Source organism: Methylocystis sp. sgz306128, from assembly GCF_056032725.1.
Window position 1 is genome coordinate 1 of sequence record NZ_JBVYWO010000002.1, and the last position, 16,007, is coordinate 16,007.

Sequence of the window (16,007 nt, forward strand, 5' to 3'; positions counted from 1 at the left end):
CCCCGCTCCCGTCCGCCTTGACCCGGATCTTCACGTTGTAATCAACAACCCGCTTTACGGGCACGAGAATCTTCATTTCGATGTGCTCCCGATCTTTGGCCAAAACCGACCGCGTCCGTGGCCGTTTTGGTAATATTGACAAAAGGCCAAGTCAAATCGTCTTTTGGAATGACCCCTATCGATTTTTGCCGGGTATCCAGAGAACATCACCTTCTCCGCGTGAATTGACAAAACGCGACGCCACAAACAAGAAATCCGACAGCCGATTGATATATTTGAGCACGGCAGCGCCCACCTTTCCGGGCTCCGCATGCTCCAGCTCGACGATAAGCCGCTCGGCCCGGCGCGCGATTGTGCGTGCAAGATGCAGATGCGCCGCAGCGGGCGTGCCGCCGGGCAGCACGAAGGACCGCAGCGGCGAGAGCGCCTCATTCAGCTCGTCAATTTCATGCTCAAGACGCAAGGCCTGCGCCTCGATCATGCGCAGCGGCTCATAGGGCGGCGGCTCGGGCCCCTCGGGCACGCACAGATCGGCGCCAAGGTCAAAAAGATCGTTCTGGATGCGCGCGAGCATCGCGTCCACCCGCTGCATGTCGGCATCGCTGCTGGCAGAGGTGGCCAGCCGCGCCAGACCGATGGCGGCATTGGCTTCATCCACCGTGCCATAGGCGGCGACGCGCAGGTCGAATTTCACGCGCCTTTCGCCGCTGCCCAGCGCGGTCGTTCCATCATCGCCGGTGCGTGTATAAATACGGTTGAGCCGAACCATCTGCTCTCCTCAATGTCCCCGGAAATACAGGACGCCCATGATCAATATGATGGCGATGAACTGAAGCCCGACGCGCCAGCGCATCAGCGTCTGCGAACGGCTTGAACTTCCGCCCCGCAGCATATTAGCCAGCCCCAGCACCAGGACCACAGCCACAGCCAGAACCGAGATCACCACCAGCCAGCTTGAGTTCATCGTTCGTCCCCAATCTCTATCGCAACAGCGCACCTACCATGTCAGATGGGGCAAAGTCATTGGATAAAAAGGCCAATGGCGCATTTGCCGCAATATTCGGCGCCAAAAAATTCAGTTTCTCAAAAATCGTGCAACAGCCGGTCAAGATAGTCGCGCTCAGCCGGCGGACGCTGCATCTGCCCGGCACGGCGTTCGATCTCACGGAAGATTTCCTCGACCCTGCGCCGCAGATCTTCGGGCAGCGGATCCGCATTGCGCAAGGCATTCATGCCGCCCTGACCATCGCGGCCGCGGCCGAGCGGATCGGGACGGCCAGAACCGGCACTCTGCCCCCGGCCCTCGCCCGATTGCGCGCGCTGCGCCAGATTTTGCGCGCCCTTGCGCAAATTTTCGAGCGCCTTGCCCTGCGCATCGAGAGCCGCCTGTCCATCGCCGTTCTGAAGCGCCGACTCGGCCTGTTTCATCGCCTCGCGGGCCGCGTCCAGCGCCTTGTCCCCCGCCTCGCCAGATTGCGAAAGCGCATCCTGCAGCGCCTGCAGCTTATCGCGCAAAGCTTGCTGGCTGTCGCTCAGGCCCTTGTTTTCATCGGCTTGTCCCTGCATGCCCTTACTAAATGTTTTGTCGCGCAGGCCCTGCTGATCCTGACTCAGTTGGTCGAGCGCATCCAGCGCCTTGTCGAGCGCGGAATCTGGGGCGCCCTCATCCGCCGATGTCAGATTGTCAGCCATCTGATCAAGCTGATCGAGCATGGACTCAAGGCCCTTGGTATCGTTGGATTTTGCCATGTCGCCCATCCGGTCGAGCATGGCCTGTAATTCCTCAGGCGTGAGCACCCGGGCCTGTCTGCGCCCCTTGGCCGGGGGCTGCTGCTGCGCCTCGCGCAACACCTGCTGAAGCGCATCACGCAGATCCTGCATCAGACGGGCGGTGTCTTCCGGCGAGGCATGGTTACGCATAGCATCGCGCAGGGCCTGCTCCGCCGCCCGGAGCTGCTGGCGGGCAGGGCTGAGCCCATGATTTTCCAGATCGAGCGCGGCATCGTGCAACATCTGCGCGACGAGCAGAAGTTCGGTGTTGGTACGGGCCCGGTGCAGCATCAGCCAGGCCGCGCGCATGCCAAGATAGGCCGGAATATAAACCGGAAAATCATCGGGCGAGATAAGCAGGCCCTCAAGCGCGTAATCGACCCTGTCGCGGCCGAACTGAGGCTCCAGCACGAGATTGCGCCTTTGTTCCATCAGGGCGCGCGCCAGCGGATTGCGCAGCGGCAATTCCGGCAGGGTCATTTCCACGGGCGCGGAGCGGGTTTCCTGTCCGGCGCCGTCGCGCGCCATCAGCACGAGGCGCACTTTCGCACCTGCCCACGGGTGATCGCCGATATTGAGCACCGTCTGCGCCTCGCCACGGCCGTGATCTCCGGCAAGCGTGAGCACATCATCGGGCGGCGGCACCAGCGGATGGGTGTCCGTCAGTTCGGGGCCGGGCAGGAACCGGGCTTCGGCGGCAACGACGCCGTAATCATCGTCGGTTTTATAGGTCAGGCGCAATTTGGCGCGCGGCAAGGCCTCGATCTTGACCACGCTGATCGCGGGCGGCAGATCCGGCACGGCATGAAACACGAAGCCGGCAGAACCGGACTGGCCCGCAAGCCGGAGCGCAGCATCTGCCTTGAGGACAAACCGATGATCCTCGCCCTGCCCCGGCAATGCATCGAGCCCCTTATCCGCCGTCAATGTGCCAAATCCGCCGCGCAGCACAACGATTGAACCGACGGGCACATCGAAATCTTGCGATTTTCGGGACAGCGCGGCCATCGAACCATTGATCAGAACCACGGGCGGCAGCCGCGTATAGGCTGGCGGATTTATCCAGCCGTCGACGCGGGCCAGCACCGGCGCAGCGCTGCCCGGCGCCAGCGCGAAGGCGGCGCGAAGACGCAGTTCCTTTTCCGGGCCGGCCACGAAAGCCGAGGCAAACAGAACAAGCAAGATCAAAAACCGCAGCGCATAGGGATCGCGCCGCGCCAGCGCCAGATCCGGCCGACGCAGCTGCAGATGCGCCAGACCGCGGACAAGCTGCGCCCGGTGCGCGGTCCAGAGCGGCGATTGCCCGTCCTGCGGGCCAACCGGCCTGTCTGCCAGCGCTTCAGCCAGCGCAAGGCCGCGACCGGAATCGGCATCCAGACGCCGCAGCGCATCGCGGCGGCGCGGCCACGCCCCGCGCGCCTGCATCCCCAGCAGTCCCAGAAAGGCCAGAACGAACAGCCCCAGCGCGGCCAGATGAAGCCAGAGCGGCAGGACAAGCCAGAGCCCGAGCAGCGACAAAGCGATAAAAAGTCCTGCCAGCTGAAAGATCAGCGCCAGCCCCGGCCAGAGCCGCTCCGTGAGCAGCACCAGCCTTGCCCGCCACACCAGTCTTTCAAAGGACTCCTGCACGCTCTCACCCTCGCCGGACAGAGGCTAGCCGGCGTCCCTGACCCCGCGCCATCAAGCCAGCCAATCGGGCACTCTGTCCAGAGCAATTAATTTTTCAAACGGCTGGCGCGGACGGATAACCGCAAAATCAGCGCCCGAAACCAGAACCTCCGGCACCAGCGCACGGGAATTGTAGGTTCCCGCCTGAACCGCGCCATAAGCCCCCGCCGACATCACGGCGAGCAGATCACCGGGATGCGGCTGCGCCATCGAACGGCCAAGGGCGAGATAATCACCCGTTTCGCAGACCGGGCCGACAATATCCGCCCGGATATGGGCGGCATCGTGGCGCTCGACAACCGGCTGCACCTCGTGATGAGCATCATAAAGCGTCGGGCGGATAAGATCGTTCATGCCGGCATCGACAATGACAAAGGTCTTGTTCTCGCCGGCCTTCACGTAGATTACTTCCGTCACCAAAATGCCGGCATTGCCCACAAGCAGGCGTCCCGGCTCAAAAATCAGCTGGCAGCCGAGCCCGGCCGTATGCTTCTCAACAATGGCGGCATAGGCCTCCGGATGGGGCGGCGGCTCATTATTGGCGTGATAGGGTATGCCAAGACCTCCGCCCAGATCGAGGTGGTCGATCTTGTGGCCATCGCCGCGCAAAACGCCGACAAACTCCGCAAGAAGCGCGAAGGCATCGTCAAAGGGCTGCAGATCGGTGATCTGCGAGCCGATATGCATGTCGATTCCGGTGACTTCGAGGCCCGGCAGGCTGGCGGCCTCGGCATAAGCCTCGCGCGCCTTCGAAATGGGAATGCCGAACTTGTTCTCCGACTTGCCGGTCGAGATTTTGGCATGGGTTCGCGCGTCGACATCCGGGTTGACGCGCAGCGCGATACGGGCGGTCTTGCCCACGGCCAGAGCCCGTGCGGAAAGCGCGCGCATCTCCGGTTCGGACTCCACGTTAAAGCACAGAATATCCTGCTCCAGCGCATAATCCATCTCGCGCATGGTCTTGCCGACACCAGAGAATGTGATCCGTTCTCCCGGCACACCGGCCGCAACGGCACGGCGCAGTTCGCCTTCGGACACAACATCCATCCCTGCGCCCAGCCGTGCGAACAGCCTGAGCACAGCCTGATTGGAATTGGCTTTCATGGCGTAGCAGATCAGCGCCTTTTTCCGGAACGCAGCGGAGAAAACTTTGAAATGCCGCTCGAGCGTGGCGCGCGAATAGCAATAGAACGGCGTCCCGACCTCTGCGGCAATGGCGCGCAGGTCAACGTCTTCGGCATGAAGAACGCCATTCACACGATGAAAATGATGCATCAGTGTCTCACAAAAGCGGATCAAGAATAAAAGGCTGGTTACCCGGCTGGATGGGCGGCGGTTTATGTGCCTTGCTGGGCGTAAGCGCCACATCGGCGCCGGAGACGACCGGCTTGTCGGCGGAAGCCGCGGGCGCAGCGGCGCTCGGCGGCGGCTCGAGCGCGCCTCGGCGGCCACAGCCGGCAAGAGCCAGCGCCAGCATCACGATCACCAATCCCCGGCGAGCCATTCCATCCCCCGCATTCCGAACAAAAACCGACTATAGCGCAAGCCGTCCGAATGCAAAATCCGGTACGACCCGTGAATGCGAAAAAGCCTAGCCCAGCTTTTTCAGCCAGGCTCTGGCCTGCCTGCGCACATTGCCCGGAGCCGTGCCGCCATAGGACGTGCGGCTGCGCACTGATTTATCCACCCCCAGCACAGCCTGAATCGCCGCCGTGATGCGCGGCTCGACCGCCTGCATCTCGGCCAGAGAAAGCTTTTCCAGGCCTTTGTTCTGGCCCGAGGCCAGGCCAACCAGCCGTCCGGTGACATGATGCGCCTCGCGGAACGGCATCCTGAGCTCCCGCACCAGCCAGTCGGCCAGATCCGTCGCCGTGGCGTAGCCCGAACCGGCAGCCGCCTTCATCCGCGGCAGATTGGGCTCGATGTCGCGCACCATGCCGGTCATTGCGGCAAGGCAGAGCGAAAGCGACTGGAGCGCATCGAACGTACCCTCCTTGTCTTCCTGCATGTCCTTGGAATAGGCCAGCGGCAGACCCTTCATGACAATCAGCAATCCGTTGAGCGCGCCGATGATGCGGCCGGATTTGCCGCGCACAAGCTCCGCCGCATCGGGATTGCGCTTTTGCGGCATGATGGACGAGCCGGTGGAAAATTTATCGGAGAGTCGGGCAAAGCCAAACTGCGGCGTCGCCCAGAGAACGATCTCCTCGGCGAACCGCGACAGATGAACCGCGCAGATTGCAGCCGCGGCCAGCACCTCAAGCACAAAATCCCTGTCGGCGACGCTGTCGAGCGAATTGGCCGTGGGCCTGTCAAAGCCAAGGGCTTTCGCCGTCATATGCCGGTCGATGGGAAATGAGGTTCCTGCCAGCGCCGCGGCGCCGAGCGGGCATTCGTTGAGGCGCGCGCGCGCATCGCGCAGGCGGGTGCGGTCGCGTCCGAACATTTCGACATAAGCGAGCAGATGATGCCCGAACGTCACCGGCTGGGCCGACTGGAGATGCGTGAAGCCCGGCATCACCGCGCCGGCGAATGTCACCGCCTTTTCGGCCAGCACCCTCTGCAGATCCCTCAGTTGCGCATCGAGCGCATCGACGGTATCGCGCACCCACAGACGGAAATCCACCGCGACCTGATCATTGCGCGAGCGCGCAGTGTGCAGGCGGCCGGCGACCGGGCCGATCAGTTCGGCAAGGCGCGACTCGATGTTCATATGAATATCTTCGAGCGCGCGCGAAAATGTGAACTGCCCCGCATCGATTTCGGCTTTGATGCGATCAAGGCCGGTGCTAATGGTCAGCGCGTCATCGGAAGTGACAATACCTGTTTCGGCCAGCATGGCGACATGCGCCTTGGATCCGGCAATATCCTGGTTCGCCAGCTTGCGGTCAAAATCGATCGAGGCGTTGATCTCTTCCATGATGGCGTCCGGGCCGCTCTCAAATCGGCCACCCCACATTTTATTGCTCATCTGCACTCCTCAACGCCCGCAGGTCCGATGTCCAACCCGTTCAAGCTCAAATCAATGCCGCGCCTGTCTCTGGTCAGCGTCATTTTCCTCGTTCTGGTTCTCGGCTCGGTGCTATACCGCACCGGCCATAAAAACACCAGCACCGGCGATTGCCCGCTCTCGTCGGCAATAGCCAACCGGATGCGCCCGCTGGCGCAGGGCGAGGTAGCGGCCATATCGGTGGCTAAACAGCCGCAGAAGCTGCCGGATCTGACATTCAACGGGCCGGACGGCGCGCCGCTCAGTCTCGCGCATTTCAGGGGTCAGACCGTCCTTCTCAATCTATGGGCCACATGGTGTGTCCCCTGCCGCACGGAAATGCCGGCGCTCGATGCTTTGCAGGCCCAGCTCGGCGGCAAGGATTTCAATGTCGTTGCCGTCAATATCGACCAGCGCAATCTCGATCATCCCAAGGCGTTCCTGAACGAGATCAAGGTCAGCCACCTCGCTTATTACAACGACCCCTCGGCAGACGTGTTCCAGAACCTGAAAACGGCCGGCAAGGCTTTCGGCATGCCGACAACCCTCATCATCTCGCCGGAAGGCTGCGAACTCGCCAATCTGGCAGGCCCGGCCAGATGGGACAGCGCCGAAGCGCTGAAATTCATCAGGTCAGCCCTGACGCCGTGAGGCGCGGCCTGCGCCTGTCGTCGCCGCGGCGGAAAAGCACATAAACCATCACCAGAAACAGCGAGAATTGATATAATCTGGTGCCGAAGGATTCGTAGCTGCTGCATATGATCATGAAACATATGATCGGCGCCAGCGCGGCGGGGCGCAGATCCCGCCAGACTTCGCGCAGAACCAGCCCATAGCCGATGATCACCAATACGGCGAGCACCAGCCCGTGGTGCAAAGCCAGACTCAGATAGGGATTTTCCAGTCCCCATTGCAGATTGTAGGACAATTGCAGGGACTTGATCACATCGGCGTCAGCCCCCCAGAGCATGTCCAGCGCTGGCAGGTCGCCCAGCATGCGTAACGTGTTCAGGCGTGCCTCGGCGCTGCCGCCATCCGCAATGAAACGGTCGAGAATGATGCTGAAATAGCGTGTGCGATACAGCATGAAATCAAGTGCGACCAGCCCCGCGATGGCGAGACTGACCAGCAACAGGGCGTCAAATGCGAACTTGCGGCCGCGAAGAAACTGCACAAAGCGTATAATCAGCCAGATCAGCGACATGAGAATCGTCACAACGAAGCCTGTGCGTCCGCCGAACGCGACAAGCGCCAGCGACTGAAACAGATAACAGACCAGCCTCTGGATAATGGAGAGCTGCCCTGCGCCGCCCCAGAGCAGGCTGACGGCGTAGGTGCCCGACAGCGCCGCATTCGTGAGCGGATGGCCAAAAAGCGCCGTGGCGCGCGGATCGGGCAGAAAGCCGCCATTCTCATAATCCGCCTGCGGAAAGAGGTTGCGGTGCAGCACATATTCGCTGATCGCAAGGACGGCATTGCAAAAGAAAACGACATGCAGCAGGCGTTCCCATTTCCGCAATGCCGCATCGGACATGAAAGGCAGCACCAGCAGACAGGCCAGCACGCCGGGCGTGGTGTCAGAGAACGAACTTTTGCCATCGCGCTGCCCCGCAATGGCCGTCAGCACCACCAGAAGGCCCGTGATAGCATAGAAAATTGTGCCGAGCCGCTTGCTGAGCACGAAACGCATCAGGTCTGCCCGGAGCGGACAGGTTGCGGCAAACGCCGTCATCACCAGAAATGCCCAATAGGCGGAGGGATGTATCCGGGTAAATACGCTGCCGAACCGCGTGCCGTAATCATATCCGATCTGATCCAGCAATCCGGGCGGAAGACAAATCATCAGCAGGACGAAAACCAACATCATCGCCTGAATGGATCGCGGCGCCGGAACCAAACCGGTTCGTGCTGCAAGGGCTCGGCTCTCCGGCATGGCCCGCGCATCAGGCGCGAACGCCCGCAATTCACCCGCGCCGGACACGCAGATCATCCGTAAATGTGATATTCGCCCATTCTTCGGCCTGAATCAGCGCGGCCCTCATCTGATCAAGACGCGGTGCGGGCACCGAACCGGAAAAAATTCTGATCTCGTCGATAAAGCCGCGTCCGGTGAGAAAATATTCCCGGTTTTTGAAAAGACCCCCGCAGATAACCACCTGCTCCAGCTCCGGCATCTTTGCGATGAGGCGTCGCAGCGCCGTTTCTGTCGCTGATCTGGACAGGCTTTGCGGCCGACCCGCCGGGATCAAAATCACATTCGTCCGGGGAATGCGGTAGACGACATCCTCCATCTCACACAGGCCCGCACAAAAATCCCGCAGGCCGGGGCGGTTGGCCAGTTGAAATTCATGCGTGACGCCGGCGGCGGAAAAATCATGATCGATAACGACAACCGCGCCTTTGCGCTGCGCAGTCTTTTCTGCAAAATCAAGAACATTGCTGGCAAGCAGTCCGGACTGGGCCTCAAGCCAGAGGATGACCGACCGGCTTTTAGACGCCTGCAGAGGCGGGGCATCTTTGCTTGCCGCCTGAAGCGCGCCAAGGACCGCTTGCTGCGGTAAAATGCGGCGGCGCGCGCTGCGCGCGCGCTCCCATCGCTCGGCCAGCAAAGCCGCCATAATGCCGAGCGCGCTTCCGGCAACCACAGCCACGCCAGAAAGGATCATCAGCGAAGGCCAGCTCTGATGTTCCGGCGGACTGGCCGGCGAAATCACACGGGCGCTGCTCATTTCCAGCGCGGGCTGTTCGCCGCTGATGCTGGCCTTGGTCATAAACGCCTGATAGATCGACCGGCTGGCTTCGGCCTTTCGCTCCAGTTCGCGAAGGGCCACCAGTGCCTGATTGTTCTTTTGCGCCAGAAGCCGCAACTGCTCAAAATTGGCGCTCAGTTCGGCAGTATCGGTTTGCGCAATGCTCATTTCATTGCGCGCAGACTGGGCTATGCGACCAAGTTCGGCGTTGATGGCAAGCTGAATATCGCCTTTTTGCGCGCGCACGGCGATGATCGCCGGATGTTCGGGGCCATATTGCTGACCAAGACGCGCCTCCTCGCGCGACATGGCGGCGGCCTGACCGCGCAATTGCATGATCGTGGGCGACTGGATTGCCTCGGGCAGCGAATCGAGTTTGCCGATCCCCTTGCTGGCCGTTTCAACCAGCCGGACCTTGGCCTGCGCTGCGGCAAGCCGCGTTCTGGCCGCAGTGAGCTGGCTGTTGGCTTCCTCCAATTGCTGATCGGTCACCAATTTTCCGGGCGGGCCGACAAGATTATTGGATTTTTTATAGGCTTCGACGGCATTTTCCGCCCGGCTCACATCGACCCGCAGCGCGTCAAGACGCGATTGCGCCAATTGCGCCAGTTCCCGGCTATAGGCGTTCCGGGCCGCCTTCTGGCGCTCGATATAAGACGCCATGATCGAATCTGCGATCCTGACAGCCTTTTCAGGCTGCCGCGCCGAGACCGTGAGATTGACGACAAAGGACTGATCGGACCTAAAAACCATGATTTTATCGCGCAGCCGCCGCAAGGCCCACATGCGCCTGTCCGTATCGACGCGCTCGCCCGTCAGCAGACGGGCCAAAGTTGACAATCCATAGACCGCGCCGCCAAATTCGATATCGTCGGTCAGCCTGAGGCGGTCAATGACCGGAAACAGCACCTCGTCGGACGTGAGAACCTTCATCTGGCTGGCAACCTGCGCGGCCGGATCAGCGGCGGGGGCATTCCCATCCGGGTCCAGGCTGGCCATGCGCGGCGTGGCGGGGTCCATATAGATCTGAGCGGCAGAACGATAAACGGGTTCGGCCAGCACGGAATAGACGACAGCCAGCGCGAGCAGCACGGCAGGCACGGCCAGGACAAGCCGGCGGCGGCAGGATAAAATATCCAGCACATCGTGGATATCGACGTCGCCGGACGTTACGCCGTCCGCTAAGGCAACATCAGAAACCGCCGTATCCGAAACCGTCTCCATTCCATATCCCTGACGCAAGGCAAAGGCCTATGGCCCAAGCGGCAGGCATATCACCTGCCGAATATGGAAAGATATAATAGTTCCGGATTAAAGCGCTATTAAATTTAATAAAATTAAAGTATCCGCGCGGTCAGGCCTTGGCCTTTACTTCGATACCGGCTTCCGCAAGGTGCGAAACCAGCTCGCCGGACTGGAACATTTCACGCACAATATCGCAGCCGCCGACAAATTCGCCCTTGATATACAATTGCGGGATGGTCGGCCAATTGGCATAATCCTTGATACCCTGACGCAATTCGGCGTCTTCGAGCACATTCACGCCAATATAGGGCGCGCCCACATAATCGAGAATCTGCACGACCTGACCGGAAAATCCGCACATAGGAAATTGCGGCGTGCCTTTCATGAAGAGCACGACATCGTTTTCGGAGACCTGCGCTTTGATACGATCCTGAATATTCATTTTACACCTCGAATTTCGCCGTCCTGCGGCAAACTATTTGGGAGCGGAAGTCTGCAAGGCCAAGGCATGCAGAATGCCGCCCATCTGTCCCTGAAGGGCTGCATAGACCATCTGGTGCTGCGCCACGCGGGTTTTGCCCCTGAACGCGGAGGAAATGACGGTTGCAGAATAATGATCGCCATCGCCGGCCAGATCACGGATCTCAACCGTCGCATCCGGCAGCGCGGCCTTGATCAGACGTTCAATTTCAGCCGCTTCCATCGCCATCGTCACTCACCTCGTTCGCTCTGCGCGTTTCAGTCCCGGCGCTGCAGCCGGCATGTAAATTCCGCAAGCCGCAAAGGCAAATGCCGTTACGCCATGTAAGCGGGCAGCCAGCCTTCATGCGCCGCACCAAGCTCACCAAGAGAGATTGGCGTTTCGCCATCAAAGATCAAGGCTTCACCACCGGTTTTGCCAAGCATAGTCACAGAAATTCCGGCGCCTGCGGCCATTTGCATCAGGTCCGGCACACGATCCTGCGGGCAGGTCACGACATAACGGGCCTGATCTTCGCCAAACCAGAAGCCATGGGCCGGAACGGATGATGACCGGGCGACCGACGCGCCGATGCAGCCCGCCATGGCCATTTCAGCCAGCGCCACGGCCAAACCGCCATCGGAAAGATCATGCACCGCGCTCACCCTGCCGGCCTCAATCAGACCGCGCACGAAATCTCCGGTCTTGCGCTCAAGCACCAGATCGACAGGGGGCGGCGCACCCTCTTCACGCCCGCAGATTTCCGCAAGATAGGTGGATTGGCCAAGCCAGCCCCGGGTCTCCCCGATCAGCACAATTGCCTCGCCTGCCGCTTTGAAGGCCAGAGTCGCGGTTTTCGTCACATCCCTGACCAGCCCGACTCCGCCGATCGAGGGGGTCGGCAGAATGCCGCGGCCCTGTGTTTCATTATACAGCGACACATTGCCCGAAACGATGGGATAATCGAGCGCGCGGGCGGCTTCGCCGATGCCCTGAATGCACCCGACGAGTTGCCCCATGAATTCCGGCTTTTCCGGATTGCCGAAATTGAGATTGTCCGTCAAAGCCAGAGGCAACGCGCCGACAGCCGTTAGATTGCGCCAGCTTTCGGCCACGGCCTGCTTGCCACCCTCGAACGGGTCTGCCTCGCAATAGCGCGGCGTCACATCGGTGGCGAGCGCCAGTCCCTTCGGGCCGTCATGCACGCGCACCACGGCCGCATCGCCGCCCGGCCGCGCGACCACATTTCCGGAAATGATATGGTCATATTGTTCCCAGACCCAGCGCTTGGAGCACAGATCCGGCGAACCGATCAGCTCGAGCAGTGCGGGGCCGGTGGGCAACGGCGGCGTGATGCTGGCAGCCTCGATTTCCGGCTGCTTCGGCGTGGGAACATGCGGGCGATCATAAAGAGGGGCCTCGTCGCCCAGTTCCTTGATCGGCAGATCGGCCTTGACCTCGCCCCCATGCCTGACGACAAAACGCAATGTATCTGTGGTTTTGCCGATAACGGCAAAATCCAGACCCCATTTGACGAAAATGGCTTCCGCCACGGCCTCCATGCCCGGCTTAAGCACCATGAGCATGCGCTCCTGGCTCTCGGAGAGCATCATTTCATAAGCGCTCATACCAGTTTCGCGGCAGGGCACGCGATCAAGGTCAAGCTCGATGCCGAGATCGCCCTTGGCGCCCATCTCCACCGCGGAAGAGGTGAGACCGGCCGCGCCCATATCCTGAATGGCGATGACCGAGCCCGATTTCATCAGCTCCAGCGTGGCTTCCAGCAGCAGCTTTTCGGCAAAGGGATCGCCGACCTGAACGGTCGGGCGCTTTTCCTCGGCATCCTCCTCGAAGGCGGCGGAAGCCATGGTCGCGCCATGAATGCCGTCCCGCCCCGTCTTGGAGCCAAGGTAGACAATCGGATTGCCGACACCGGTGGCCTTGGCATAAAAAATCTCATCGGCGCGGGCCAGACCCACCGCCATGGCGTTGACGAGTATATTGCCGTCATAGCGCTTGTGAAAGCCGACCGAGCCGCCCACCGTCGGTACGCCGAAGGAATTGCCATAGCCGCCGATGCCGGCCACCACGCCGCTGACCAGCGCGCGTGTCTTCCAATGCTCGGGCGAGCCGAAGCGCAGCAGATTAAGGCAGGCGATGGGCCGCGCGCCCATGGTGAAGACATCGCGCAGAATGCCGCCGACGCCCGTCGCCGCGCCCTGATAAGGCTCGATGAACGAGGGGTGATTGTGGCTTTCCATCTTGAAGACGCAGGCATCGCCATCGCCGATGTCGATGACGCCGGCATTCTCGCCGGGGCCCTGAATAACCCAGGGCGCCTTGGTCGGCAGGCCGCGCAAATGCAGCCGCGACGACTTGTAGGAACAATGCTCGTTCCACATGGCCGAAAAAATGCCGAGCTCCGTAAAGCTGGGTTCGCGGCCGATCAGCTTCAGAATGCGCTGATATTCGTCCGGCTTCAGGCCATGAGCAGCGACAAGCTCCGGGGTGATCGCGGGTTCTTTCAACAAGGTCGACCTCAAGGCAAATGTTCAGGCCGCGAAGCGGCTCAGGCTCTCGAACAGGCCGCGCCCATCCGTGCCGCCGATGAGAGATTCAATCAGATTTTCGGGATGCGGCATCATGCCCAGCACATTGAATTTCTCGGAATAAATTCCGGCAATGTCGTTGCGCGAGCCGTTAGGATTAGCGCGCCCGCCGAGATTGCCGCCGGCATCGCAATAACGGAAGGCCACCAGCCCTTCGCCCTCAAGCCGCGCGATGGTCTCGTCATCGGCCTCGTAATTGCCCTCGCCATGCGCAATGCACACTTTGATCACCTGTTTCGGCTGATAGGCCGAAGTAAAGCGCGTATCATTGCGCTCGACGCGCAGATGCTGCATCCGGCACACGAAGCGCAAACCGGCATTGCGCATCAGCACACCGGGGAGAAGCCCGCTTTCAACGAGGATCTGAAAACCGTTGCAGATACCCAGCACCAGCCCGCCGCGGGCGGCATGCGCGCGCACCCCGTCCATGATGTGGGCGCGCCCGGCAATGGCGCCGCAGCGCAGATAATCGCCATAGGAGAAGCCGCCCGGCAGCACGACAAGATCCGTGCCCGGCGGCAAGGCATGATCGCCATGCCAGACATGATCAACCTGCGCACCGGCGGCACGCAGCGCGCGGGCCACATCGCCTTCACGGTTGGAGCCCGGAAAAGTGACAACGGATGCGCGCATCAGAGCAGCTCGACCCGGTAATTTTCAACCACAAGATTGGCCAGCAGCTTCTCGCAGGCAATTTTCAGCGCCGCCTCAGCCCTGCCCTTGTCGGATTCGGCGAGTTCGATATCGAAGACCTTGCCCTGCCGAACGGAGGAAACGCCCGGCACGTCGAGACTGCGCAAAGCGCCTTCAATCGCCTTGCCCTGCGGATCGAGAATGCCGTTTTTCAGAGTGACCGTGACACGCGCTTTCATGATTGCACCAGTTTTGGACCGCCCGTGCGCACAGGTTCGTCATCTTTCATGATTCCGAGACGGCGCGCCACTTCCGTATAGGCTTCGACAAGCCCGCCCATGTCCCTGCGGAAGCGGTCCTTGTCCATTTTGTCATTGGATTTGACATCCCACAAACGGCAGGAATCGGGGCTGATCTCATCCGCCACGACAATGCGCATCATGTCGCCTTCCCACAGGCGGCCGCATTCCATCTTGAAATCGACTAGACGAATGCCAACCCCGAGGAACAGCCCGGACAGGAAATCATTAACGCGGATGGCCAGCGCCATGATGTCGTCGATCTCCTGCGGCGTGGCCCAGCCGAATGCCGTGATATGCTCTTCGGACACCATCGGGTCGTTGAGCGCATCGTTCTTGTAGTAGAATTCGATGATCGAGCGGGGCAGTTGCGTGCCTTCCTCGATACCCAACTTGGTCGAAAGGGAGCCGGCGGCGACATTGCGCACCACGACTTCCAGCGGGATGATCTCCACTTCGCGGATCAACTGCTCGCGCATGTTGAGGCGGCGGATAAAATGGGTCGGCACGCCGATCGCATTCAGATGATTGAATATATATTCGGAAATGCGGTTGTTCAGCACACCCTTGCCTTCAATCACCTCATGCTTTTTGGCGTTGAATGCAGTGGCGTCATCCTTGAAGTGCTGGACAAGAGTTCCCGGCTCAGGGCCTTCGTAAAGAACCTTGGCTTTGCCTTCATAAATTTTGCGACGGCGGTTCATGGGGATCAACCGTGGTTTGAGAAAATCCATTTGTGCTCCAGGGCCTGCCTTTTCCAGCCCGCATTCAAGGCAGAAAAAATGCATTTACCAACGCGAGAGCTTCGCCTGCTCGTAACCCCACCGGGCTCACGGGTCAACCTTAACTTTGCACGCTAGGCCTTTTTAAGGCCGCAAACAAGCATTTACGCAGCAATTCACCGATACGTCGAACCCGTGAGGTTGCCGGGATTTTTCAAATTACGGATGACCGGGCAGGTCTTTGTTCATCATGCGCGGCCCAAACAGCCTCAGGAAGGTCGTGTGGAAAATTTTCCCTCACGGACAACCGACAAATATGCTAGTCTTGGATGCGGCATCTGGGACAGGCGCAGTATATGAGGCGCTCCTGCCGCTGATTGACCAAAACTCATTCTGCAAGCAAGTAACCCGGAAAAGGATTGGCATTATGATAAGAATAATAGCCATTAGCGCCTTGGCACTCGCGTTGGGCGCATGCGAAACGCAGCGCGACACGCGCATGCTGAGCGGTGCTGCCATTGGCGGCGCAGGTGGCGCAATCATCGGCGGCGTGGCGACAGGCACCACCACGGGAGCTGTTGTCGGCGGCGTGGCCGGAGCAGCCGTCGGCGCCGTCGTGGCCGATGCCACGCGTCCGCGTCATCACCATCATCGCTGCCGTTACCATTACGATCCCGAAACCCACAGCTGCTATCGCTGATGCGGCGGGCCGCCCGCCAGGACAGCGGGCGGCAAACGCTTGGGGCTGATCATCCGATACAAGTGCCGGAAGTAACGCAGCGCCCTTGCCTGAGCGGACCTTGCTCCGGCCGGATGCGGCGTGCGCGCTGGCGACGATCTGTCCTGTACTTGACAGTAGGAA

The 16,007-nt window shown here is 60.7% G+C and carries 16 protein-coding genes and 1 pseudogene; 2 read left to right on the plus strand and 15 right to left on the minus strand.

Going from position 1 to position 16,007, the window contains the following annotated elements:
• From AC0N03_RS03845 to argH, 7 genes and pseudogenes are all read right to left on the minus strand, one after another.
• Positions 1–76, minus strand: a pseudogene (locus tag AC0N03_RS03845) (electron transfer flavoprotein subunit beta/FixA family protein); the annotation flags it as partial.
• Positions 77–175: 99 nt separating this feature from the next.
• Positions 176–769, minus strand: a complete 594-nt coding sequence (locus AC0N03_RS03850; RefSeq protein WP_474287221.1) for a cob(I)yrinic acid a,c-diamide adenosyltransferase — start codon at positions 767–769, stop codon at positions 176–178.
• A gap of 9 nt (positions 770–778) precedes the next feature.
• The gene (locus tag AC0N03_RS03855) at positions 779–964 is read right to left on the minus strand and encodes a twin transmembrane helix small protein (protein WP_474287222.1); all 186 of its coding nucleotides are present in this window, start codon (positions 962–964) and stop codon (positions 779–781) included.
• Between the two features lie 119 nt (positions 965–1,083).
• The gene (locus AC0N03_RS03860; RefSeq protein ID WP_474287223.1) at positions 1,084–3,399 is read right to left on the minus strand and encodes a DUF4175 domain-containing protein; all 2,316 of its coding nucleotides are present in this window, start codon (positions 3,397–3,399) and stop codon (positions 1,084–1,086) included.
• 51 nt (positions 3,400–3,450) lie between these two features.
• Positions 3,451–4,713: a diaminopimelate decarboxylase gene (lysA, locus tag AC0N03_RS03865; protein ID WP_474287224.1), complete on the minus strand. Its 1,263-nt coding sequence runs from the start codon at positions 4,711–4,713 to the stop codon at positions 3,451–3,453.
• Between the two features lie 7 nt (positions 4,714–4,720).
• Positions 4,721–4,942, minus strand: a complete 222-nt coding sequence (gene lptM, locus AC0N03_RS03870; RefSeq protein WP_474287225.1) for an LPS translocon maturation chaperone LptM — start codon at positions 4,940–4,942, stop codon at positions 4,721–4,723.
• Between the two features lie 87 nt (positions 4,943–5,029).
• Entirely contained in the window at positions 5,030–6,409 is a 1,380-nt protein-coding gene (argH, locus tag AC0N03_RS03875; RefSeq protein WP_474287226.1) for an argininosuccinate lyase, read from the minus strand.
• A gap of 27 nt (positions 6,410–6,436) precedes the next feature.
• Here argH and tlpA point away from each other — a divergent pair, with 27 nt between their 5' ends.
• Entirely contained in the window at positions 6,437–7,078 is a 642-nt protein-coding gene (gene tlpA, locus AC0N03_RS03880) for a thiol:disulfide interchange protein TlpA (RefSeq protein ID WP_474287227.1), read from the plus strand.
• Here the strand turns inward: tlpA and AC0N03_RS03885 are convergent.
• From AC0N03_RS03885 to purC, 8 genes are all read right to left on the minus strand, one after another.
• A complete protein-coding gene (locus AC0N03_RS03885) occupies positions 7,056–8,408 on the minus strand; it encodes a VpsF family polysaccharide biosynthesis protein (RefSeq protein ID WP_474287228.1) in 1,353 nt (450 codons plus the stop codon). The two genes, tlpA and AC0N03_RS03885, sit on opposite strands and share 23 nt — an antisense overlap.
• Positions 8,392–10,401: an exopolysaccharide transport family protein gene (locus AC0N03_RS03890; protein WP_474287229.1), complete on the minus strand. Its 2,010-nt coding sequence runs from the start codon at positions 10,399–10,401 to the stop codon at positions 8,392–8,394. The genes AC0N03_RS03885 and AC0N03_RS03890 overlap by 17 nt, the downstream gene beginning before the upstream one ends.
• 130 nt (positions 10,402–10,531) lie before the next feature.
• Positions 10,532–10,864, minus strand: a complete 333-nt coding sequence (gene grxD / locus AC0N03_RS03895) for a Grx4 family monothiol glutaredoxin (protein WP_474287230.1) — start codon at positions 10,862–10,864, stop codon at positions 10,532–10,534.
• Between the two features lie 33 nt (positions 10,865–10,897).
• Positions 10,898–11,131, minus strand: coding sequence for a BolA family protein (locus AC0N03_RS03900; protein WP_474287231.1), 234 nt, complete (start codon positions 11,129–11,131; stop codon positions 10,898–10,900).
• An 86-nt stretch (positions 11,132–11,217) separates the two neighbouring features.
• Positions 11,218–13,413 (minus strand): phosphoribosylformylglycinamidine synthase subunit PurL, encoded by a 2,196-nt coding sequence (purL, locus tag AC0N03_RS03905; protein ID WP_474287232.1) that lies wholly within the window; start codon positions 13,411–13,413, stop codon positions 11,218–11,220.
• Positions 13,414–13,434: 21 nt separating this feature from the next.
• Positions 13,435–14,124, minus strand: coding sequence for a phosphoribosylformylglycinamidine synthase subunit PurQ (gene purQ, locus AC0N03_RS03910; protein WP_474287233.1), 690 nt, complete (start codon positions 14,122–14,124; stop codon positions 13,435–13,437).
• Positions 14,124–14,363: a phosphoribosylformylglycinamidine synthase subunit PurS gene (gene purS / locus AC0N03_RS03915; RefSeq protein ID WP_474287234.1), complete on the minus strand. Its 240-nt coding sequence runs from the start codon at positions 14,361–14,363 to the stop codon at positions 14,124–14,126. Before purS ends, purQ begins: the two co-directional genes overlap by 1 nt.
• Complete coding sequence (purC, locus tag AC0N03_RS03920; RefSeq protein WP_474287235.1) at positions 14,360–15,157, minus strand: phosphoribosylaminoimidazolesuccinocarboxamide synthase; 798 nt, start codon at positions 15,155–15,157, stop codon at positions 14,360–14,362. The genes purS and purC overlap by 4 nt, the downstream gene beginning before the upstream one ends.
• Positions 15,158–15,572: 415 nt before the next feature.
• On the opposite strand from purC, the gene AC0N03_RS03925 reads away from it, so the two are divergent.
• Complete coding sequence (locus tag AC0N03_RS03925) at positions 15,573–15,845, plus strand: glycine zipper domain-containing protein (protein ID WP_474287236.1); 273 nt, start codon at positions 15,573–15,575, stop codon at positions 15,843–15,845.
• Positions 15,846–16,007 lie beyond the last annotated feature (162 nt).

Excerpts from the sequence above, each read along its gene's own strand:
- AC0N03_RS03900 (WP_474287231.1), bottom strand. The coding sequence starts at position 11,131 with ATGGCGATGGAAGCGGCTGAAATTGAACGTCTGATCAAGGCCGCGCTG.
- argH (WP_474287226.1), bottom strand. The coding sequence starts at position 6,409 with ATGAGCAATAAAATGTGGGGTGGCCGATTTGAGAGCGGCCCGGACGCC.
- purC (WP_474287235.1), bottom strand. The coding sequence starts at position 15,157 with ATGGATTTTCTCAAACCACGGTTGATCCCCATGAACCGCCGTCGCAAA.
- AC0N03_RS03855 (WP_474287222.1), bottom strand. The coding sequence starts at position 964 with ATGAACTCAAGCTGGCTGGTGGTGATCTCGGTTCTGGCTGTGGCTGTG.
- purQ (WP_474287233.1), bottom strand. The coding sequence starts at position 14,124 with ATGCGCGCATCCGTTGTCACTTTTCCGGGCTCCAACCGTGAAGGCGAT.
- AC0N03_RS03890 (WP_474287229.1), bottom strand. The coding sequence starts at position 10,401 with ATGGAGACGGTTTCGGATACGGCGGTTTCTGATGTTGCCTTAGCGGAC.
- grxD (WP_474287230.1), bottom strand. The coding sequence starts at position 10,864 with ATGAATATTCAGGATCGTATCAAAGCGCAGGTCTCCGAAAACGATGTC.
- purS (WP_474287234.1), bottom strand. The coding sequence starts at position 14,363 with ATGAAAGCGCGTGTCACGGTCACTCTGAAAAACGGCATTCTCGATCCG.
- tlpA (WP_474287227.1), top strand. The coding sequence starts at position 6,437 with ATGTCCAACCCGTTCAAGCTCAAATCAATGCCGCGCCTGTCTCTGGTC.
- AC0N03_RS03925 (WP_474287236.1), top strand. The coding sequence starts at position 15,573 with ATGATAAGAATAATAGCCATTAGCGCCTTGGCACTCGCGTTGGGCGCA.
- lysA (WP_474287224.1), bottom strand. The coding sequence starts at position 4,713 with ATGCATCATTTTCATCGTGTGAATGGCGTTCTTCATGCCGAAGACGTT.
- AC0N03_RS03850 (WP_474287221.1), bottom strand. The coding sequence starts at position 769 with ATGGTTCGGCTCAACCGTATTTATACACGCACCGGCGATGATGGAACG.
- lptM (WP_474287225.1), bottom strand. The coding sequence starts at position 4,942 with ATGGCTCGCCGGGGATTGGTGATCGTGATGCTGGCGCTGGCTCTTGCC.